At 57.6% G+C, this 21,127-nt stretch carries 19 protein-coding genes and 2 pseudogenes; 8 read left to right on the top strand and 13 right to left on the bottom strand.

What is annotated here, in order from left to right:
- The first annotated feature begins 5 nt into the window (after window positions 1-5).
- Window positions 6-1,166 (top strand): annotated as a pseudogene (locus H8E27_10845) (SMP-30/gluconolactonase/LRE family protein).
- 649 nt (window positions 1,167-1,815) lie between these two features.
- Here H8E27_10845 and H8E27_10840 read toward each other — a convergent pair.
- The 3 genes from H8E27_10840 to H8E27_10830 all read right to left on the bottom strand — a co-directional run bounded on the left by H8E27_10840 (window position 1,816) and on the right by H8E27_10830 (window position 5,133).
- Window positions 1,816-2,574 carry an SUMF1/EgtB/PvdO family nonheme iron enzyme gene (locus H8E27_10840; GenBank protein MBC8326109.1) on the bottom strand — a complete coding sequence of 253 codons (759 nt, stop codon included), beginning with the start codon at window positions 2,572-2,574 and terminating at the stop codon, window positions 1,816-1,818.
- A 240-nt stretch (window positions 2,575-2,814) separates the two neighbouring features.
- On the bottom strand, window positions 2,815-4,674 hold the full coding sequence (locus H8E27_10835; GenBank protein MBC8326108.1) for a sulfatase: 1,860 nt from the start codon (window positions 4,672-4,674) through the stop codon (window positions 2,815-2,817).
- Between the two features lie 204 nt (window positions 4,675-4,878).
- Entirely contained in the window at window positions 4,879-5,133 is a 255-nt protein-coding gene (locus H8E27_10830; GenBank protein MBC8326107.1) for a hypothetical protein, read from the bottom strand.
- A 251-nt stretch (window positions 5,134-5,384) separates the two neighbouring features.
- Between H8E27_10830 and H8E27_10825 the strand changes: the two genes are divergently transcribed.
- A complete protein-coding gene (locus H8E27_10825) occupies window positions 5,385-6,872 on the top strand; it encodes a HEAT repeat domain-containing protein (protein ID MBC8326106.1) in 1,488 nt (495 codons plus the stop codon).
- Window positions 6,873-6,877: 5 nt separating this feature from the next.
- Window positions 6,878-7,093, top strand: a complete 216-nt coding sequence (locus tag H8E27_10820) for a GNAT family N-acetyltransferase (protein ID MBC8326105.1) — start codon at window positions 6,878-6,880, stop codon at window positions 7,091-7,093.
- On the opposite strand, the gene H8E27_10815 is transcribed toward H8E27_10820, so the two are convergent.
- The gene (locus tag H8E27_10815; GenBank protein ID MBC8326104.1) at window positions 7,086-8,015 is read right to left on the bottom strand and encodes a DUF1080 domain-containing protein; all 930 of its coding nucleotides are present in this window, start codon (window positions 8,013-8,015) and stop codon (window positions 7,086-7,088) included. The genes H8E27_10820 and H8E27_10815 overlap by 8 nt on opposite strands.
- Before the next feature lie 131 nt (window positions 8,016-8,146).
- On the opposite strand from H8E27_10815, the pseudogene H8E27_10810 reads away from it, so the two are divergent.
- Window positions 8,147-9,460: pseudogene (locus H8E27_10810) on the top strand (lysine 2,3-aminomutase).
- 10 nt (window positions 9,461-9,470) lie between these two features.
- The gene (locus H8E27_10805) at window positions 9,471-10,286 is read left to right on the top strand and encodes a hypothetical protein (protein MBC8326103.1); all 816 of its coding nucleotides are present in this window, start codon (window positions 9,471-9,473) and stop codon (window positions 10,284-10,286) included.
- 3 nt (window positions 10,287-10,289) lie between these two features.
- Here the strand turns inward: H8E27_10805 and H8E27_10800 are convergent, their stop codons facing one another.
- From H8E27_10800 to H8E27_10785, 4 genes are all read right to left on the bottom strand, one after another.
- Window positions 10,290-10,886 carry a thymidine kinase gene (locus H8E27_10800; GenBank protein MBC8326102.1) on the bottom strand — a complete coding sequence of 199 codons (597 nt, stop codon included), beginning with the start codon at window positions 10,884-10,886 and terminating at the stop codon, window positions 10,290-10,292.
- Window positions 10,887-10,888: 2 nt separating this feature from the next.
- The gene (locus H8E27_10795) at window positions 10,889-11,599 is read right to left on the bottom strand and encodes an SGNH/GDSL hydrolase family protein (protein ID MBC8326101.1); all 711 of its coding nucleotides are present in this window, start codon (window positions 11,597-11,599) and stop codon (window positions 10,889-10,891) included.
- Between the two features lie 128 nt (window positions 11,600-11,727).
- The gene (gene hisA / locus H8E27_10790; GenBank protein MBC8326100.1) at window positions 11,728-12,480 is read right to left on the bottom strand and encodes a phosphoribosylformimino-5-aminoimidazole carboxamide ribotide isomerase; all 753 of its coding nucleotides are present in this window, start codon (window positions 12,478-12,480) and stop codon (window positions 11,728-11,730) included.
- Between the two features lie 73 nt (window positions 12,481-12,553).
- Window positions 12,554-12,772 (bottom strand): type II toxin-antitoxin system HicB family antitoxin, encoded by a 219-nt coding sequence (locus H8E27_10785; GenBank protein MBC8326099.1) that lies wholly within the window; start codon window positions 12,770-12,772, stop codon window positions 12,554-12,556.
- Window positions 12,773-12,913: 141 nt separating this feature from the next.
- Between H8E27_10785 and H8E27_10780 the strand changes: the two genes are divergently transcribed.
- Window positions 12,914-13,396, top strand: coding sequence for a hypothetical protein (locus H8E27_10780; protein MBC8326098.1), 483 nt, complete (start codon window positions 12,914-12,916; stop codon window positions 13,394-13,396).
- Between the two features lie 84 nt (window positions 13,397-13,480).
- Complete coding sequence (locus tag H8E27_10775) at window positions 13,481-14,506, top strand: carbohydrate kinase family protein (protein ID MBC8326097.1); 1,026 nt, start codon at window positions 13,481-13,483, stop codon at window positions 14,504-14,506.
- Window positions 14,507-14,514: 8 nt separating this feature from the next.
- On the opposite strand, the gene efp is transcribed toward H8E27_10775, so the two are convergent.
- From efp to H8E27_10750, 5 genes are all read right to left on the bottom strand, one after another.
- Window positions 14,515-15,072, bottom strand: coding sequence for an elongation factor P (efp, locus tag H8E27_10770; GenBank protein ID MBC8326096.1), 558 nt, complete (start codon window positions 15,070-15,072; stop codon window positions 14,515-14,517).
- A gap of 76 nt (window positions 15,073-15,148) precedes the next feature.
- Window positions 15,149-15,472 carry a septum formation initiator family protein gene (locus H8E27_10765; protein ID MBC8326095.1) on the bottom strand — a complete coding sequence of 108 codons (324 nt, stop codon included), beginning with the start codon at window positions 15,470-15,472 and terminating at the stop codon, window positions 15,149-15,151.
- 102 nt (window positions 15,473-15,574) lie between these two features.
- Window positions 15,575-16,990 (bottom strand): sel1 repeat family protein, encoded by a 1,416-nt coding sequence (locus H8E27_10760; GenBank protein ID MBC8326094.1) that lies wholly within the window; start codon window positions 16,988-16,990, stop codon window positions 15,575-15,577.
- Window positions 16,991-17,021: 31 nt separating this feature from the next.
- Entirely contained in the window at window positions 17,022-19,112 is a 2,091-nt protein-coding gene (locus H8E27_10755; protein MBC8326093.1) for a hypothetical protein, read from the bottom strand.
- Between the two features lie 10 nt (window positions 19,113-19,122).
- Window positions 19,123-20,631, bottom strand: a complete 1,509-nt coding sequence (locus H8E27_10750) for a mechanosensitive ion channel (GenBank protein MBC8326092.1) — start codon at window positions 20,629-20,631, stop codon at window positions 19,123-19,125.
- A gap of 11 nt (window positions 20,632-20,642) precedes the next feature.
- Here H8E27_10750 and H8E27_10745 point away from each other — a divergent pair, with 11 nt between their 5' ends.
- Window positions 20,643-21,071: a hypothetical protein gene (locus H8E27_10745; GenBank protein MBC8326091.1), complete on the top strand. Its 429-nt coding sequence runs from the start codon at window positions 20,643-20,645 to the stop codon at window positions 21,069-21,071.
- Window positions 21,072-21,127: the final 56 nt, after the last annotated feature.

Genomic DNA, 21,127 nt, shown 5'->3' with positions numbered 1-21,127 from the left:
TTATCATGAACACAAAACACACTCCGAAGGTCCCGACAAAATCAAATGGATTCAATCGCCGCGCATTTCTAGCCACGGCAACGCTGGGGGGTTTGGGATGTGCTGCCATTGCCAAGAAGGGCACTCCACGCGACTGAACCGGCAAGAACCCCACCCGCTATCCCGAGCCCGACGTGGTCGTGCTCGACAAGCGGTTTGCCAAGTACAAGATCGGCAACTCGCCCATCCTGCGACTGTACACCAGCCCCAAGATGCTCTGGGCCGAGGGACCGGCATGGAATGGCGTGGGCAAATATCTGCTCTGGAGCGACATCCCCAACAACCACCAGTTGCGCTGGCTGGAAGAGGACGGGCACGTGAGCATCTTCCGCCACCCCAGCGGCAATAGCAACGGCAACACATTTGACTTCACCGGCCGGCAAATTTCCTGCGAACACGGCAACCGCCGCGTGGTGCGCTACGAGTACAACGGCAAAATCACGGTGCTCGCCGACCAGTTCGGCGGCAAGCAATTCAACGCGCCGAACGATGCCGTGGTGCATCCGGAAGACGGCGCCATTTGGTTCACCGACCCCGGCTACGGCAGCCTCATGAACTACGAGGGCCACCGCGCCAACACTGGCAGCGTGCAGCCGATACAAAAAGAGGCGGTTTATCGTATCGACGCCAGGACCAAAAAAGTCACCAAGCTCACCGAGGATATTTTCAAGCCCAACGGACTTTGCTTCAGCCCGGATTACAAGAAACTGTACGTCGCCGACACCGGTTCCTCGCACTACCCCGCCGCACCCAAGAACATCAAGGTGTGGGACATCGTCGACGGCGTGAGCCTGAAGAACGGCCGGGAGTTTGCCAGCATGAAGCTCGAGATGGAAGAGACCGGCAAGGACGGCAAGGTGACGAAGATCACCAAGGCCGGCATGGCCGACGGCATTCGCTGCGACACCGACGGCAACATCTGGGCCAGCGCCGGCTGGGTGGGGGACGGCTACGACGGCGTGCACATCTTCGAGCCCAAGGAAGGTAAACGCATCGGCCAAATCCTACTCCCCGAAATCTGCAGCAACGTCTGCTTCGGCGGCACCAAGCGCAACCGCCTCTTCATGACCGGCAGCCAGTCATTGTACGCCGTCTACGTCGAGACTCAGGGCGCGCATATTTCGTGAGGAATGGGCCCAAGCCGCCCAAGCCGGCTCAACGTAGCTGTCGGAATCCTCCGTGGATGCCGGGGCAACCGGTTCCTCCTTCACTTTACGACAAAGCCCGCTCCTGCCAAGGAGTAAGCGGATGTTTTCCCAGGCTCGACTCAGCGCGCCGGGACAGCGCCCCCAACGAGCAATTGCCCGACCAGATCCCCAAGGGCCCGTAAGCCGCGCGGGATAAAAATAAAAGCACCCTAGGCCGGCCCACCGTCCCGGATTTTTTGGTAGCCGAAATTGTGGAGGGACGAGCCCGCGAGTCCGTGGCTGTCACTGGCACGCTCGGACACCCCGCCCTACCTTGGGCCACTTTCGCACTGGAGGGACGAGCCCGCGAGTCCGGGCCGGCCATGACGCGCTCGGACACCCCGCCCTACCTTGGGGCACATTCGCACTGGAGGGACGAGCCTGCGAGTCCGTGGCTGTCATTGGCGCAAGCGGACTCGCAGGCTCGTCCCTCCATTTGCTTCGCGGCCCCGGTGGTTTGGCGGGAGCTGCGCCGAAGGACGTGGGGGCAATCCCAAAGGCTCGCTGCGCTCGCCTTGAAGGATTGAGGTTCAAGCACTAAGGTTCAAGGGGTCAAGGCGTTAAGGTAACAGAAGCCAAACCACCCGCCTCACTCACCCACCAACACACACCGAAAGCCGAAGGCGGCGACGCGAAAATCGGGCGTGGGGAAGATGAAGCGGTAGGACGACAACAGGGAGGCGGGACTGCCGTCGCTCCAAGACGCACCGCGCAACACCCGGGATGTGTTTGCTGCAGGGTCATACCTGTCTTCGCACCATTCCCACACGTTGCCTCCCATATCGTGTAGGCCGTGTGTGTTGGCGGCAAAGCTGCCCACGGGTGAGGTGTAGTCATAGCTGTCCACGTTCAATCCTCCAGAATAATTCCCCGCCCCCTTCGGCGGTGGCCACTCATTGCCCCACGGGTACACGCCCTTGATGCCCATTTGTTTTTCCCTAGGCGAGTTGCCCGTCTCCCGCCCCAAACCCACGGCGGTGCTCCACTCCGCATCTGTCGGCAATCGATAGCGTTGGCTGGCGGTGATCTTTCCTTCCGCCAATTCCTTCTTCGTCAACCACTCACAAAACGCCACTGCATCATTCCAGCTCACATTCACCACCGGGTACGTGTCCGCCTGCTTAAACACGGGCTTCTTCCAACTCCCATCCACCCCCGCATTCGCCGCCGCATACGCCGCGTAATCCTTCACTCGCGTTTCCCAAATGCAAAACGATACTTCCGTCCCCGGCACCGGCACAAACTTCATGCCCAAGGTGTTGGTGAAAGGCTTGGGAGGGGTTGGCTTGGTAGTTCCACACCCCGCCAACGCCATCGCTGCTATAAATAGAAAAGCCAGTTGCTTCATCCGCCGAATCTATATTTATCCAGCCTTTTTGACAAGGGGCCACGGGACGGATTTTGGAGTGCGCCGGCAGAGCGGAGCGGCGACGGCGCTTTGGGGCGCTTGGGATCTTACGAAAGCGGTGTCGCCGCTCCGCTCTGCCACCGCACTCCATATCAGCCGGGGTATGCCTTCAGCTCAGGCGGAGGCGCAGAGACGCGGTGAGGAATTCCCCCCTCCGGGTCTCCGCGACTCGGCGTGAGGCTATTTCAAATCCGCTGTGGTTTTTTCCAAAAGCCGCCGGATGTAATTTCCCATTCGCGGCGGGACGACTTTGGCTTGGCGGGGGAGCTTGGCAATGGCGTCGGTGTAGGGCTTGGCCTTGGCGTCGGTGTGGTCCAGCGCGTTGAGGGCGAGCATGGCGGTGTAGATGGAGTGCTGTTCGCCGTTGGCCAGTTGCAGGAGTTTTTCCATGGCGAGGGTGGCGTCTTTGCCTTGGCCGTGGCGGGCGAGGGCCTCGGCGGCGATGGCGGCTACGGCGGGGGCTTGGTCGTTCAGGGCTTGGCGGAGGTAGGCGCTGGCTTTGGCGACGGCGGGTTTGCCGCGCATGAGCAGGCCCATGGCGCCCCAATAACGGACGGCGCTGTCCTTGGCATCAAGGAGCAGGATGAGTTGGCCGACGGTGCCGCCACGGGAGGCGAGGTCGGCGGCGCGGTAGATGCTGGCCATGGGGTAGGCCTTGTTGTCGTGGCCCATGGTGTAGGGGGCGCGGTCGCCGGCGCGGGAATGAATTTGTGCCTCGGGCAGAAAGCCGATGTCGCGGATGGCGAGGGTGTGCTCGGCGTGGGCGGTGCGCAGGCGCTCGAGGGTGGCGGCGTGTTTCTCGGAGCTGGCGAGGTTGTTCACTTCGTCGGGGTCGGCTTGGAGGTCGTAGAGTTCCTCGGCGGGTTTGGTTTTCCAAAAGTGCGACTGGGCGGCGTTGAGTTTGTCGGCGTGATACAGGTCGTGCCACTTGCGCGTGGTGGGGGTGATGAACATATATGCGACGTGTTGGCCGTAGATTTTGTGCGGCATGTAGTTTCGGATGTAAATGTAGCGCTGGTCGCGCACGGTGCGGACCATGTCGTAGCGCTCGTCCATGCGCCCGCGGAAGCCGTAGATGAAGGGCTGCGGCGCGGCGGCGTGTTGGCCGAGGAAGGCGTGGCCTTGCAGGTGCGCGGGTGGCTTGATGCTGGCGAGGCTGAGGAGCGTGGGGGCGAAATCAATGAATCCGACGAGGCGATCGGTTTCGCCGCCGGCGCGGTAATCTTTCGGCGCGAGGTGTTTCCACTTCTCGGGGATGTGCACGATGAGCGGCACGTGGAGGCCACTGTTGTAGGGCCAGCGTTTGCTGCGCGGCATGCCGGAGCCGTGGTCGCCGTAGTAAAAGACAATCGTGTCCTCGGCGAGACCGGCGTCGGCAATCTCCTTGAGGTTCGCGCCGGCACGGGCGTCCATCATCGTGAGCCGGTCGTAGTACTGCGCCCAGTCCTTGCGCACCTCGGGCGTGTCGGGATGATACGCGGGGATGCGCACCTTCTTTGGATCATGGATGCGATCTTTGGGATTGATGTTGTTGCGAATCTGGCTCTCGTGACTGATGGTGTGGTTGAAGATGGCAAAGAACGGCTGGTCCTTCGGGCGGTTCTTCCAGTGCGCCTTGCGGCCGCCGGCATCCCAAACCTGCCCGGGCTTCGCGAGATTGTAATCCTCCTTCGAGTTGTTCGTGCAATAGTAGCCCGCCTCGCGCAGATACTGCGGGTACATCTTGAAACCCGCCGGCAGCTTCGTGTAACTGCGCATATGCTCCGCCCCCGTGCTTGGCGGATACAACCCACTGATGAGCGTCGTCCGCGCCGGCGCGCACACCGGCGCCGTCGACCAAGCATTCAAATAAATCATCCCCCTCCCCGCCAAGGCATCCAACTCCGGCGTCTTCGCATAGTCATCTCCATAACAACCCAAATGCGGCCCATTATCCTCCGAAGTAATCCAAAGAATATTCGGCAACTTCTGTCCCGCCAAAGCCTGAACCGCCAAGACGCCAAGCCACCAAGAAATAAAAATAAATCGAAAATTTCGCATCCGCCAATCACGACAAACCAAACCCAATCCGTCAACCCCATCTTTTTTGAAGACAAGATCAGGAAAGACTCGAAAAAAGATGGGTAAGATACTCGGGACGCATCCTCCCCCAAATATATCCTGAAGATCGTAATTATGTGAGTTCAAAAAAAACCGTCGACGTATATGTCGACGGAATGGAAGATCGAAGAGAAAATGTGGCCGTTATTTATTGCCGGAAGCCTTGTCCTGACGATTGCCGATGGCGCCACCGAGGACGGCTCCGCCTAGGGCACCGATGGCGGCTCCTTCGGCGGTTTTGCCGCCTTTGTTGTGGCCGATGACGCCGCCAATAATGCCGCCCAGCACGCCGCCGGTGGCAGCGCCGCGTTCGGTGTTGTTCATTGGGCCGGCGCAGCCGATGAGCATTGTTGAGGCGAGAGAGAGGGCGAGCATTGATGGGACGAGTTTGTTTTTCATAATATTGCTTCTATTTAAGGGTTAAAACACCAGCGCGCACGGCGTCATATCATACGCATACATACAAGATAATGCGTATACGTAATTTGTCAAGGGGGGATTTGAATTATTTTCGGGGACGGTGGTGGGGGCTAGGGATTGGGAATTGGGAATTGGGAATTGAAAATTGGTTCATCGGAGGCCATCGGCCGTCGCTACAGAGATGTCATTTTTTGGGCGGCTTTTAATAACTTCGTCTTTGCGCTTTGCCGATGGGGTGGCTTGATGGGGCGATGCGATTGGCTTGGGTGTTTGGATTGGTAGTGGGGGCGATGACGGTTGGCTCATCGTCCGCTGCGCTGGTTCCGGGCAAGCACGCTTGGGCGCGAGATGGGGCGTATGTTTACCGCGTGCGGGTGGATTCGCAGGAGGCGAAGTATTTGCCGAGTTTGCGGGGGGAGGTGGTTTATCTCTGTCGCGCGGCGAATCCGCACGGGTTTACGTTGCGGTGCCATAATTTTCTGATGTTGCAGCGGCATTCGAATGAGGGGCGGCGTTTCCCTCCGTTTGGGGTGTTTCAGTTGGGCTGGAAATTTTTTGATGGCGGCAGTGTAGGGCGTGTGCCCCGTGCGCCGGTGGATGTGGTTTTTGATACGCGCGGCAAACGGCTGGTGCGCGCGGGTGCGCCGGCGCGGGATTTTGATTTAACGGATCCTTCGCTGTTGGTGGTGCATCGGCTGGCGCCGAAGGGTACGAACGAATGGACCGTCACCGAGCAAGTGCGGCTGATGCACGAGCAACGGTTTGTGCGGACGGGCGAGGAAGGGTTTGTGCGCATCCAAAAAACACCGCTCATCGGGACGCTGCAAATTAAATATCAACGCGAAGCGCAGACGCTTGCGCAGTCGCTGACTTTGGAAACCCCGAACACGCCCGGGCAACCCCGCGTTCGGCTCACGGGCAAGGGCACCACCACCTTCAGCGCCTTTGGAATTCCGGTTAAATATTTATGGGAAGGAATACTCATCGATTACAATGGGGAAACTGAACGCACGGTCCCGGTCAACATTCGTTACGAATTGCTTACCGGCGCCGAACGTGAAAAGGCGTTGCGCCCGGCCGCACCGGCCATGCGTGTGGAGCGGCGGCCGCTTGATGAAGGCGAGCTGCCTGATATTTTGAACAATCTTTCGCAGCGTATGACGTTTCGGCGTGTGCTGGCGGTGATGCGTTTGGCAGCGGCCGAGCCAGACAGCAATCCAGCCAAACGCGCCAAAGTGGCAAAGGGATTGGCAGCGGCATTGCGTGACCCGGATCCGTTTCTACGAGCCGATGCCGCGAGGGCGTTGGCCAACTGGGGCGATGCCGCCAGCGTGCCGCCGCTGATTGCCGCGTTGAAGGATTCGCAACTCACTGCGCGGTGGGCGGCCATCGATGCGCTGGGTTCATTGCGGGATGCCCGGGCCATTGCGCCGTTGGTGGCGCATTTGGACACTACTCGTGAATTGGCTGCCACGGCCAATGCCCTTGCCCATCTCGGGGCGCGTCATCCTGATGCCGAACGGGCAATTGCGCCTTTGCTTCAAAGCGAACAATCGATTGTGCGTCTGGAAGTGTGCCGGTTGTTATCCGTATTTGGCACCACGCGCAGTGCCTCCGCGCTCACCAAAGCTAAATCGGATACCGACGCGGCAGTGGCCAAAGCTGCGGCCTCGACTTTGGAAATAATCCGTCAGCGCAATTCCGGTAAACTGAAATAAACCGTATGACCTGGACGTTGCGCCCCTATCAATCCGCCGCCCGCGGGCGCGGCCTTGGCCGTGCCCTCATTGAACACGCGCTGGAATATTTCCGAAACGAAAAACTGGCTTACGCTGTCATCGAGACGATGGAAACCTATCCCATCGGCCAAACGCTTTATCCCGCCGCCGGCTTTCAGGAAATTGCCCGGCAAGTGCACTACGCGCAGCGGATTATTTAGCGGCCTTCTTTTCCGGCAATCGCCGAATGCGCGCGTTGCGGATGACGCCGTAGCTTTGAAACGTGGCGAAGCCGAGGGGGGCGGAGAGTTCGATTTCGCCCGCTCGCATTTCCACAACTTTATCCTGGATGGATTCGTCGATGATTTGGGCTTCGCCGGGAAAATAAATCGTGTCGCGGGCCGGGATGTTTTTATCGAGATTGGGATTGAGCGCGCGCAGAGTGGCTTCGGCGTCTTTGGCGCTGAGGGTTTGGCCGGTGGCGGCGGCTTCGGTTTGGTACGCCTTTACAATGCTGGCCACGGTTGCGTTGAGGGGGATGGGATGTTCCTTGGGCGTCATCCACACGCTAAGGTTTTCCGGCGTGACGCGCAGACGAAACGTGTACCACTGATCCTGATTGTATTTTAGATAAACCGTGGTGTCATTCTCGGAGGCGTCCATGCTGTTGATACTGGAGATGCCGGTGACCGCGCCGCCCCAACCGCCGGTGACGAATGAGGCGTGCTTGTCTCCCACGGGGAATGTGAGCAGCCCAAAGAAATCGCTGCCGTTCACGCGCTTGGCTTGGTAGCTGATTTCATAATTCGTTTTGGGTAGCACGGTGACATTAGTGAAGGTGACGCCCGTGATGACGAGGCCGTTCTCGATATGCAGTTCGCCGTTTTCCGCTTTCACATTGCCGCGTCCGGCGTAGTCGGTTTCCTTCCAACCGGTGAGGTCGGTGCCATTGAAGAGCGCTGCCCATGGAGAAGGTTGGGTGGTTGCCTGCGGCAATTGTGCCAGTGAGTGGGTGTCTTGTATGAAAAAGTTTAGGTTTTCATACTGCTGCGCGGCGCCGTCGCGTTGGTTCTGCTGAAATTCCGTGCAGCCGATAGCGATCAGCACGAGGGTGAGGGTCGGCAAAGATAGAAAGAGCTTCATAGCCGAATTTTATCGCGCTTGCGTTCGGCAGGCAATGGCAGAATTTTCCGCTTAAATGGGGGTAGTCCTTGTATTAAAGGCTCTGCTAGGGCATACTCCTCACCCCCCCCTTGAAATCAACAAAAGGATCTATGCCAAAATACCGAGTGAACACCCGAAATGATCTGCCACGTGTTGGTGAAATGCTGGGGCTGAGCCGCGAGCAAGTAGCTGATATGCAGGCAGTCAGCGCCGTGTTGCCATTCAAGGTGAACGACTATGTGCTCGAAGAGCTTATTGATCGCGATGACCTTCCGCACGATCCGATTTTCCAGCTCACCTTTCCGCAGCGCGGGATGTTGGCCGATGGCGATTTCCAACGTATGCGCGATCTTGTGACACGCGGCGCGAGCGATGCCGAGCTGCGATTGGCGGCAGATGAAATCCGCGCCACACTCAATCCACATCCCGCCGGGCAGATGGAACTCAACAAGCCCCACTTCGGTGGCGAGCTTCTCGAAGGCATGCAGCACAAGTACAACGAGACCGTCCTATTCTTCCCCACCCAAGGCCAAACCTGCCACGCCTATTGCACGTACTGCTTTCGCTGGGCGCAATTTATTGGCGATGGTGATTGAAAATTTGCCAGCAAGGAAGCGGGCCAGCTCGTGCAGTACGTGAGCGACAACCCGGAACTTAGCAGCGTCCTCATCACCGGCGGCGATCCGATGGTGATGAAAACAAAATTCCTTCGCAAATACATCGAGCCGCTGCTCGCCATCCCGCATCTCAATAGCATCCGCATCGGCACCAAAGCGCTCGCCTATTGGCCGTATCGTTTTACCGAGGGCGAGGATGCCGACGATTTTATGCGGCTTATCGGCGAAGTCCGCGCTGCGGGCAAACATTTTGCGCTCATGGCCCACAGCAGTCATCCCGTGGAGCTCTCCACCACTGCGGCCGAGGCGGCCGTGCGGCGGGTGAGTGATGCCGGCGCGGTGGTGCGCTGCCAAGCACCGCTCATCAAACACGTGAATGATCATCAGGATGTTTGGGCCGCGCTGTGGCGCAAACAAGTTTCACTCGGCGCGGTGCCCTATTATATGTTTGTGGAACGCGACACGGGCCCGAAGAATTATTTCGAAGTGCCCCTCGCCCGTGCGCACAATATTTTCACACGCGCCTATCGCCAAGTGAGCGGCCTCGCCCGCACCGTACGCGGCCCGAGCATGAGCTGCACGCCGGGCAAAGTGTTGGTGGACGGCCTCGCCAGAATCCACGGCGATCGCGTCTTCGTGCTCAAATTCATCCAAGGCCGCGATTCCGACTGGGCGAATCAGGTTTTCTTCGCGAAATTCGATCCCCAAGCCACGTGGCTCGATGATTTGGAACCGGCGTTTGGCGATGAACAATTCTTTTTTGAATCTGACAAATTGGATGTGAAAGATTTGCAAATTTTCGAATGACGAATAATTGATGAAATTCACCATTCTCTTTTTGAGTGGTGCGCTTGCGGTCACCGCCGCCATTCCTGATTTTAAAATCACTCCGGTGCCTGGCGGTAAGTACACCCCCTTTCAAAAAGTTTTCAACCAACACATCAATGTCTTTGGCGTGCGCGTATTCGGCACGGCTAAAACGCCACCGGCCAAGCTCCGCCACATCGCCATCGTACTGGCGGAATATTTGGACAATGATGAAAACGGCAAGCCGGACAATCCCGCCGTGGTGGGCGAGCTGCTGAAGCGCAATGCGTTTATGGCCGTGGTTGAGAATGAGCGTGCGATGGAGCGGCTGGACGGTGAAGCGTTTGAACGCGCGGGCTTTCGCGCCGGTCAAGGACAGTTCGCCACGGAAACGCTCCCCGGCGGTGGGCGCTTTGATGCCACGTTGGAAGAGGTGCTGCATCTCATTACGCATGAGGGTTACGCAAATGCTTACCCGAAAGTTTTTGGCGAACGGCCCGGCACGGAGTTGGCCAAGTGCCTCGACCGCGCGCGCGGCGGACATTTCCGGCGTGTGCCCCGCCGGTATCCGAAGGGCGCGTGGTTCACGTACGACGATCGCACGTGTGATTATGGCTGCCAATGCGCGGAGTATCTTTATTGGGCAGTGACCTCGGCACTCGGCGCGCAGTCAGCGCAGCCTCGGCGTGAGGAAATTTCCCACGAGTGGAAACTGCACAGCCGGGAACTCGTCCGCACGCGCGACCCGCACATTTTCAAGCTCATCACGGATGCGAAATACAAACTGCCCTCGCGTTTGCCGGACGGGAAGTATCGCGGGCATTAAATTTCACAAAGGCAAATCGCCCGGTTGTCTCGTTGCCATTCCTTCTTTGAAATGCTTGCGGCAAACGGAGACGTAGCGTTCGTTGCCGCCGATTTCCACTTGGGTTCCTTCGCGCAGGACGGTTCCGTCGGGGTTGGTGCGTAACACCATCGTGGCTTTGCGGCCACAGTGGCAGATGGTTTTGATTTCCACCAACTTATCGGCCCACGCGAGGAGGTGTTGACTGCCCTCGAACAGGTTGCCCTGAAAATCGGTGCGCAATCCGTAGGCGAGCACGGGCACGCTCAGTTCATCGGCAATTTCGCCAAGCTGAAAAACCTGCGCGCGCGAAAGGAACTGCGCTTCATCGACGAGCACGCAATTCACCGGCTCGGCCAAATTGCGCACGATGGCGTGTAAATCATCGGCGGGGGAAAAGGCGTGCGCCTCGGCGTCGAGCCCGATGCGCGAGGTGACGCGGCCGACGGTGGCACGGGTATCCAGCTGCGGCGTGAAGAGCCACGGGCGCATCCCGCGCTCGCGGTAGTTGTGCGCCGATTGAAGCAGGGTGGCGGATTTCCCCGCGTTCATCGACGAGTAATAAAAAAACAGTTTGGCCACCGTTATTTTTTCGACGCGGCCAACTTCTCGGCAATCGCTCGCGCGACGTCTTTGCCGAGCACGCGCGAACCTTCTTTGGTGTAATGCACGTTGGCCGGCAGCATCAGTTCTTTCATGCGCGATTTGCTCATCGTAAACAGGTCGTGCGTGGGGATGCCGTGCTTTTTCATCACGCGCGCGGCGGCGGTGTTGTACTTCACCGAGTCGCCCACGTAACGCCCCTTCGCGCCGGTCGGCACGGGCGTGGTGTTGCGCCAAATCAATTTCGCGCCCGTCTTTTTCAAACGCGCGACCAGCGTTTCAAGATTTTTCTCATACGCTGCGAGGGGCACTTGCGGTTTGCCGCCTTTATCTTTGGGAAACAAATTCTGCCCTTGAGGTCCCATATATTTGAGGTCGTGCAGGCCCCAGTTGAAATGGATCACGTCCCATTTGCCTTCGCCGAGCCACGCGTCGATGCTCGCGATGCCTCTGGTGGTCGGGCCGCCGTTGGTCGGGATGCGATGCAGGTTAGCTTTGCCCTTCAAAAACTCCCGCGTCGGCAGCGTGTATCCAATCGAAATCGAATCGCCAATCAACAACACGCGCGGCAGCTTTGGGTCATCCTTCACCGGCGCGAAAATAGGATTGGGTTTGCGCTTGGGTTTCTTCGCCTGGGCTTGGAGATTCGAAGTGGCGAGCATAGTAGCAATGAGTAGGATGGTGGTTCGCATGCCGTGAAAATAACGGGAAATCACCTAAGTTCCAAGGCCCAATGACGAAGATTGGGCTTTGGAATGTGGGCATTTTTCGGGTAGGGCGGTTTGCCCCAAACCGCCGTGGTGCGCTCGGAGAGCACGCCCTACCGATGGTTGAAGGTGACGCAGTCGGTGTATTTGAGTTTGCCGCCGAAGATGTCCAGAGCGCTGCCGATAGTTAAATGGACGCGGCCTCCGCTGGCGGTTTGCACGGCATCGAGATCAGCAAGGGCGTTGGCGCCGCCGGCGTAGGTGACGGGGAGGGGCGAACCGGCGGCGAGAGTTTGCACGAGGGCGAGGTCGATGCCGGTTTGTTGGCCTTCGACATCGACGGCGTGCACGAGGAATTCGGCGCAGCTGGCGGCGAGGGTTTTCATCGTAGCTTCGTTGACAGGCAGTTCGGTGAAGGATTGCCAGCGATTGGTGACAACCCAATATTGGTCATCGCGTTGACGGCAGGAGAGGTCGAGCACGAGGCGTTCGCGGCCAATTGATTTTACGAGTGCGGCAAGGCGTTCGGCATCGAGGCGGCCTTCGCGAAAAACCCACGAGGTGACGATGACGTGCGATGCGCCGGCATCGAGCCATTGGGCGGCGTTATCGCCCGTCACGCCGCCGCCGAGTTGGAGGCCGCCGGGGAACGCGGCAAGGGCTTCGCGCGCGGCGGTTTTATTGCCGGGGCCAAGCTGGATGACGTGGCCACCGCGCAGGTCGTCCTTGCGATACAGTTCGGCGTACCAGGAAGCGGGGCGGTCAGAAACATAGTTGGTCTGCGGCCCTCCCGCAGAATCGGAAAGCGTGCCGCCGACAATTTGTTTCACCCGGCCTTCGTGCAGATCAATGCAGGGTCGGAACACAGCGCGAAGGTAAGGGGTCGGGAGCCGAGGGTCGAGAGTCGAGTGGGTTGGCAATCTTAATTCGTTTGACGCCTCACGCCTCCACCGAGGCGCTGTATTCCAGCTCGGGCAGGGGTTCGCCGGCGCTGAGGCAGGCGACGATCCATGTGTCCTGCGCCTCCATCACATCGGCCAGCGCTTCCTCGGGGGTATCGCCCTGGCCGACGCAGTGTTTGAGGTCGGGGATCTCGGCGATAAAGCAATCTTCCTCGGCACTCCAGAAAATGTTGATGTGATAATGCGGTGTGTTCATAGCGCAATGAAGGCAACCTACGCCACAAATGTCCGTTCGTCAAATGGAGTTGCGCAGGTTGTGAAAAAGAAAGGATTGAGCTGATAATTTTAATGAACCACGATTCCAGAGGAGGTGAATATGAAGGTTTTCACATTGTTTATGGGGCTACTTTGCGCAGCGGGATGCAGCACGGTGAATCAAGCTGCCAACTCATCCCGAAAAAAAGAACCAAACCAAGTGATGGTGGAGGCAAAGTTTTTGGAGGACGGGGTCTTATTGGCCGCGCCGCGTACGCTGACGGTCAGCGGCGAGGAAGCGACTATCGAGATCAGCCAAATGGCCAAGGTGCCCGGGCAAATTGATCCAGTGAAAATGGGAACGGTGTTGACTATTTTGCCGGAGATTCGAGCCGGAATAATTGCCTTCCGAGGATCATGCTCGGTGAATCGATCTGCCGGTCGAAGCAATCGATTAAGTCTCAAGACAGCGACTTTTCATTCCCGCGAAGCTTTTTTTGAAGGGACAGCCAGCTCCGGAGAAATAAAACAGGTGGAGATTTATCATCCCAACGGCGGACGATTGACCGTGACGTTGAAATTTACCGTGACGGTAAATTTGAAGCAGCAAATGAGTTTGCGCTAATCACAATAAGGGGCGCCACGTCAGGCTCGACACTTCCACGGGGCGACCGCTATAAACGGTCGTCTCTTTTTTTGAAATTACGTGATGAAACGCAATGGAATTTTAGCGGCGGGGAATTGGATCGTCGATCAGGTGAAGATGGTGGATGTGTTTCCGCAACGGGAAACGCTGGCTAACATTTTGCGCCAAAGCCAGGGCTCGGGCGGGTCGCCCTATAATTTGCTGGTGAACCTCGCCAAGCTGGGTGCGAAGATTCCGCTCAGCGCGGCCGGGCTCGTGGGTAAGGATGACCTCGGCAAATACATTCTCGCCGATCTCAAACACCACAAGATTGACGCCCAACAAATCCAAATCACCGACCGCACGCCCACGTCGTACACCGATGTGATGACGGAAGTGGACACGGGGCGGCGCACATTTTTTCACTGTCGCGGTGCCAATGCGCTTTGGAATGGCAAGGGGTTGGACTTCAAAAAATCGAAGGCCAAAATTTTCCACATTGGTTATTTGCTGTTGCTCGATGCGATGGATGCTCCCGATAAAAAATATGGCACCCGCGCCGCCGCCCTCTGCGCCAAAGCCCAGCGTGCGGGGCTGAAAACGAGCATTGATTGTGTGAGCGAAGACAGCGATCGCTTTGCAAAAATTGTTTCGCCCACGCTGCCGTTTGTTGACTACTGCATCCTCAACGAATTCGAGGCGGGCAAGACTACCGGCTTTACCATCCGCCGCAGTGACGGCACGCTGGACACCGTGGCATTGCGGCACGCCGCCGGCGCGTTGCTGCAGCTCGGCGTAAAAGAACTCGTGTGTGTGCATTTCCCGGAAGGCGGTTTTGCCCGCACGCGAGGCGGCGCGGATCACTGGCAGTCGTCGCTGAAGCTGCCGCAAAAATACATCCAAGGCGCCGCCGGCGCGGGCGATGCGTTTTGCACCGGAATGTTATTGGGCATTCACGAAGGCTGGGAAATTCAGCGTAGCTTATTCACCGCCGTCTGCGCTGCCGCCGCCAACCTTAGTGATCCGACGTGCACCGGCGGAATGAAACGCCTCAACACCGTGTTGGCGCTGGCCAAGAAATATAAACCGCGAGCAGCGATTGGGGGTTGATACCCCAACTAAGCCCGCTCGAGGTATTTCTGGTTCTTCACGTCGATCTTGATTTTTTCGCCGGTCTTGATGAAGAGGGGCACCTGGATGATCACGCCGGTTTCAAGGGTGACGGGCTTTTGCACGTTGCTTGCTGAATCGCCTCTCACGCCATCGGGCGCATCGCTAACGGTGAGCACCACGTTGGGCGGCAGCTCCACCATCGCGAGATTGCCGTCCACGTAAGTGGCGGTGAGCGGCGTGTTCTCGGTCATAAAATCCTTCACCTCGGCCATCAACTCGGCGCGCACGTTTTCCTGTTCGTAGGTTTCGGGATCCACCAGCACAAAATCTTCGCCCTCCATATAGCTGAACTCCAGTTTGCGAGAGGTCATCGGCACAATCTCGACATTCTCCGATGAGTTGAAACGGTTGTCGGACGATTTGCCCGTACTCAAGTTGCGCAGCTTGGCTTGGATGTAAGCGGGGCCTTTGCCGGGTTTTACGTGGCCGGTGTCCATGACAACGCAAATTGCGCCGTTAAATTTGATCGCGTTGCCGCGCCGGAGGTCATTTGCAATAGCCATAATAAATTTTAGGGTTCAAAAACGGGTCGGGAAAGTAGCCGAGCGAGGGCCGAATGCAAGCTTGAATGCAAGCGGGTTAGGGTGCAAGGGAATCGGGCTGCTCGAAACGGATGACTGTTTCGCCGGTACGAGCGAGGCCAAGTTTTTCGCGCGCGTACCGCTCCACGGTTTCCGGATCGTTGCGAAGTGCGTCGATCTGGATTTTTATTTGGCGGGCCGTATCCTCTTCGGTGGTGACTTCCTGCTCTAGTCGCAGGATTTCCGAACGCATGCGTTCGTTTTGTTTGATAAGCGGAAGATACCACACCGCCACTGCAAGCAATGCGGCAACGACGAATAGAAACACCACCGCCTTTGTGAGCTTGCCCCAAATTCCAGTATCGATCCTCCGTTCGCTCATGCGAAAGAGGGATTATTAACAGGAGAAAGTGAGTAAATCAAGGTTATTCACCGGCAGGGAATAAGCTGGGAAATGTTTTTTGGACCGACAGGGCGATTCAAATCAATCCGGCTTCGGCGCTTGGGGCTCAGGAGCGGGAACGGGCTTTGGTGCGGGCACGCGTTGCGCTTGCCATTGTTCGGTGAGTTTTTTGGACTTCGCCAATTGCGCGGGTGAAAGTTTGGTGGCAAGTTCTGTGTGTGCCACTTGGGCGTCGGCATCGCCTTGGGCGGCGGCGAGGGCGAGCCATTTATTGGCCTGCACGAGATCCGCCTCCACGCCTTGGCCGAGCGCGTACATCACGCCCAGCGCAGTTTGGCCTTCGGCGAAGCCCTGCTCAGCGGCTTGGCGAAACCACTTGAGCGCTTCCACTTTGTTGGCGGCGACGCCTTCGCCTTCGGTGTACATCACGGCGAGGTTCACCTGCGCCTGCGCGTGGCCTTGCTCGGCGGCCTTGTGATACCACGCCGCGGCGCGCGCATAATCGCGTGGCAAATTGTTCCCTTCATAGTACATCCAGCCGATGCTGAATTGCAGTTGGGTGAACTGCCCGCCCGGTCCGGCTTGCTCGAATGATTTGGCGATCTTGTCCAGCGCGGTGGCTTTCTTTTCGGCATCGGCAATCTGCGTGGCGATGGTGAGCGCTTGCACAAAAATTTCTTCCGCTTGCCGCGCGTTCCCCGGCTGCGCCATTGCCGCGGCGATTTGTTGTAGCGCAGTGGCTTTGCCTTCGCCGTCTTGCATACGACCCACGAGGGTGAGCGATTGTTGCAGCACGGCTTGCGCTTGCTGTTGAATTTCATTGGCCAATACGAGCGACTGAGCGAGCACGGCTTGGATTTGTTCGTGATCGCCCAGTTCGTTGAGAGCGATCGTGAGCTTGCTGAGCGTTTGTACTTTGGCATCGACGCCTTTGATTTTTTTGACTGCGGCCAAGGCCTTGACCAAGGTGGCGCGGGCATCGTCTTTGAGCCCGAGGCGAATTTGAGCGCCGGCCATATAGCTCAACGCGGGCGCCAGCGAAGTGGCTTCATCGATCTCATCCACGATGGCTTGAGACTGCGCAAGGATGATGACCGCGCGTTCGGTATCGCCCGTTTGGGCGAGCGTGCCGGCGAGATTAGCGAGCACGCGGATTTTCCCTGCGGGGCTTTCGATTTTATCCACCAACGCTAAAACCGGATCGGATGGCGTTTCGGGTTCTTCGGAGGGTTCGCCGCCTTCGCCCTCGGCGGGTTTGGCATCGCTACCTTCATCTTCCGGCGGTTTCGGCGTTTCGCTTTCGGCGGGTTCTGCCGGCTCGGGTTCGGGAGCTGCCTCCGGCTGAGGGGTCGTAGCTGGAGTGGGCTGGGGCGCGGCGGCGATTTTTTCCGGCGCAGGAGCGGGCTCCGCTGGTTTGGGTTTGGAGACGATAAACAGTGTGGCAACTCCGAACAGGAGCGCGACGCCGATTGCGAGTTCGGTGCGGTTTGTTTTCATTTCACCTGTATCCCCTTGACTGGGTTAGACGTTATCGGAGTGGACCGAGATTCAACATCTGCTGCAAATGGTTTTTGTCTTCAATCACTTTTCGGAACGCCGCGAGGTCTTTTTCCATTTCCACCTGCAACGCCTGATAATACATCTCCGAGAAAAAGAACGCGCGCGCCACATCGCCGTCCACCAATTCGATGTCCGCCTCCTTCACGCGGGGCATCATCAGCAGTCGTCCACGGGTGAAGTTGCCCAGACTGAGCACTTGTTTTTCGGTGTTTAATTCCACGGTTTTTTTCATCAGTACCGCGTACTTGAGTCGTTCGATATCTTTTTGGTGACGCAACAACACCGTGAATTTTTCCTGGCCTTCCTCCGTGGGCTGATTGAGCGTCCAAAGTTGGCGCGCCCAATTCGCTTCATCGGTGCAGTCCACGAGCTGAAGTTTGGGTACGGGCTCATTAAAAATCGTTTTCGCGCTGTCGGAAAATCGCTGCATCGTGAACGAAATCGCCACCGCTGTGGGGCCGCCCTTTTCGGTAAGCACTTCCGGCGCGTTGGCTTTCAGATACGACTCCAGAAAACGCACGCGATGGCCGGATTCGATGTTTTTGTCCGGCTCAAAGAAAATGATTTTTGTGGCGGCCAGTTGCTCTTGCATATCCTGCCGCTTGAGTACTTCGTAAATTTGCCGGTAACATAAAATTTCCTCACCCGGCACGGCGCGGTCGATGAAATGGTTGTACGGATACTGCCCGCGCAGTTGCACGTTTCCGGCTACAATGCGGCTGGCGAGGGCTTTCATGCGCTGGAGCTGGCGGTTTTGGGTGAGGTAATTCAGGTCAAACGTGTCTTCGGCACGAATGCGATAGGCGTCGCGGAAGAGTTGATTGCCAAAGCTATCGAAGGAATCCTCGTCCTTTGGCATGTGTTTGCCGGCGGCTTGATCCTCGGGCAACACCGTGGGCGTGAGGACGATGATGACTTCGCGCTTCACCGCTTTTTCCTGTTTGCTGCGAAACAGCCCGCCGAGCAGCGGAAGGTCGCCAAGCAACGGCACTTTGTCCACGCTACTTTGTTTGTCGCGCGCGATGAGGCCGCCGATGATGAAGGGGGTGTTATTAGACACACGCGCGGTGGTCTTCACTTCGCGGATGGAAATGGTCGGCGATTTGGCCACCACGTTGGCGCCTTGCTTCACCTCTACATCTTCGTTGGGCACCTGGGCGGTCACCATCGCGTTAATTTGCATACTTACTTCGCCGCCATTGGCACTGGCGCGCGGGCGCACCGCGAGCGAGATACCCGCCTTTTTCATTTCAAACGAAGTGCGCTGATAATTATTGCCCGGCGCGTACGTCGTATTCGCCACAGGAATTTCCTTGGCCACGTTGATAAATGCCATCCGGTTGTTCAGCGCGAGCACACTCGGGCGCGAAAGCACTTCGGCTTTGCCATCGCGCACAAGCGCTTTCACTTGTGCGTTGAGTCCGTGGAACACACCGGCGGTGGCGAGGTTGAGTGCTTCGTCGGTGCTGGGATATTTCAGCGTACCGAAAGTGAGTGTGCTGGTTTTATCGGTAAATCCGCTGCCGGAGGGGTTGCCTGAACGCGACCATTTCACGCCCATTTCCTCTAGTGCGGTGGATGAGATTTCCAAAATCATGGCCTCGATGATGATTTGTTTTGCGGGCTTGTCCACCTCGCGTTTCAACAAATCCAACAAACGGCTCAGTTGGGCCGGTTCGTTTTCATCGTGAAACACGATGAGCTCGTTCATTGGATCGGTTTCCGTTTGTGGAAACTTCTCTTCCGGTTTGGGAATGGTTTCGTGAAAGGTCGTGCCCGGCAGCGAAATCACCACCGGCAGTTTCGCTGGATCCACCGCTGCATCTGCCTTGCCGATGGTGTAGCCGTGTAGCGCCAGCAATTGCGTGGCACGCACGGGGTCGATGTAGCTGAGCGTGATGCGGCTGGAAACCACTTGCACGTCGTTGGTGGTTTTGAGTGCCGACAATTCACCGAGGGCATTTTTTAGCCACGGTTTAATGCGGCTGCGTGTGGGGCCGGTGCCCGGCAAGGGTTGCGCCAAAAGTGTTCCGGCGAGCGCCACCCACAGCGCTGCCATTAACCGAATATTATGTTTGTTCATCCCCATCATCCGCCTTGTTTTTATCTGACTTTGTGAAGCCCGGGAAAAACGATTGCATCACCTTTTGCATCGCCGTTTTCTTTTCCCCCTTCGCCTTCGATTGTTTGGCGCGTTGCGCCGCCCCCTGCTTTTTCTGAATTTGGTCTGCTGCTTGTTTCGCGCCCTCCTCCAGCAGCGCCCGAAACTCGTCGTGATTTTTCAACAACGGCGCGAACGCGTCCCTTCCGATTTCATAAACCAAAACCTCCGTGCCCGCTTCCACCGTGGTGGCCCGCGCCGTGCCGTCCAGCACCGAGGCGATGCCAAAATGTTGGCCGGCTCGCAACGTGTCCACTTTTACCCGCTCCTTCGGGCCATCCACAAACTGCTCCAGCAATCCTTCAAGGCACACGAAGAGTGAATCGCCCGCATCGCCTTGCGCGTACAGCGCCTCGCCTTCCGCGAGCGTGCGCTTGTGCATTTGGGGAAACACCTTCGCGAATTCGCCCGCGCTCAGGCTGCGGAACAATTCCGTGCGCGTGAGCAGTTGGTACAAGTCCTCATCCAGCGACGCATCCAGCGTTCGCTGTTTCCCGCGCGTCAAGGTCACCTCCTCCTTCGAGTGCGCTGGCATGATACCTGAATGCACCAAATGTTCAAGCACCGTTCGGTTCACTTCATGCCGCGATTCATTGGGGGAAATGTGGCGGGGTAAAATGAAATAACGCACCTCGTACACCATCCCGTTAAGCGAAGATTCCTTCATCCGCACTTCCGGTTCCGGCTTGGCGAGAATACCTTCGTGCGCGCACGCGGCGCGGATGCCTCCGGTCAACACTCGCGTGGCCCGCTCGACGGGCACTTCGAAATCGATCACGAAATCCAGCTCCATCCGGAAATGCGGCGTGGGCTCCATATAATTGGTCACAATCGTTTCGCCCAGTTTGCTGTTGGGCACCACCACCATATTATTCGCCGTGGTGCGCAGCCGTGTGGTGCGCCAGTTGATCTCGATAATCTCCGCGACGATGTGCGTCTCCACGCGGTTTTGATGCACCATAATCCAGTCGCCCATTTTGAACGGCCGATCCACGTGAATGGCCAAGCCCATAAACAAATCGAGAATCACCGTGCGCAACGCCAGCCCCACCACAATGCTCACCGCGCCCGAGGCGGCGATAATTTTTGTGGTGTCCTGATGAAACACTGTGGACGCAATCGCAAGACCCGCGATAGAGAAAATCACAATCCCCGTCACGTCCTTTGGCAAACGCGGAATCCGCCGTTCCGACAACGCGCCGATGAAACCATCCCAGAAAAAAACCGTGATCAACCGGTTCACCAAAAACGCCGCCGAGATCCACGCGCCGATTTGCACGCCGTGAGTAAACAACCCCTCCGACACAAACCTGCCGTTTTCGACAAAGTCTTTATACAAGCCCTCACGGTTGAGCAGCGCCAAAAGAAACGCCACAAACACCGCCGAAGGCAGCCAAATGCGGGACACAAAATTCATAAAATACCACTGTGCCGCCGGAACACACCTGTTCCGTCGGCATTCACAGGAAACAAACCTCCTTTAAAACTTGCGTAAAATGGCCCAAAAAGCCGCTTTTTGCAATAAAAAACGCCAGTTTTATGGGTTTGAAACTTGCAGGTGTGACAGAGCAACCCGCCGAAGTATTCACGCAAAAATGTGCTGCGGGCAGCACGTTGTCCCCATTTGACTTTTCAGGCAAAAAGATCGAAGGTGAATCTACAGCGAGAACGATGAAAAAGGCCAAAACCCAAACTGCCGAATACCCGGATGAGACTTCAGGCTCACGTCTGGCCGCCAAGGCGCGTCGACTTGCCAACCCGCAATCTCCCGAAGAGCGCAGGGAATTCATCGCGAAAGGTTTAAACCTCATCGATGCCGGAGCCTCCCCCCAGCAGGCAAATCGCCCTCGACACTAATTTCAACACAAATTGTCTGTTGGATCTTGCCGAGGGCGCGGATGGGCGTACAATAA

Source organism: Limisphaerales bacterium (assembly GCA_014382585.1).
In the GTDB taxonomy this organism is placed as follows: Bacteria; Verrucomicrobiota; Verrucomicrobiia; order Limisphaerales; family UBA1100; genus JACNJL01.
Note: the sequence above shows the minus strand (reverse complement) of the source record. Positions and strands in the feature narration are given on the sequence as shown.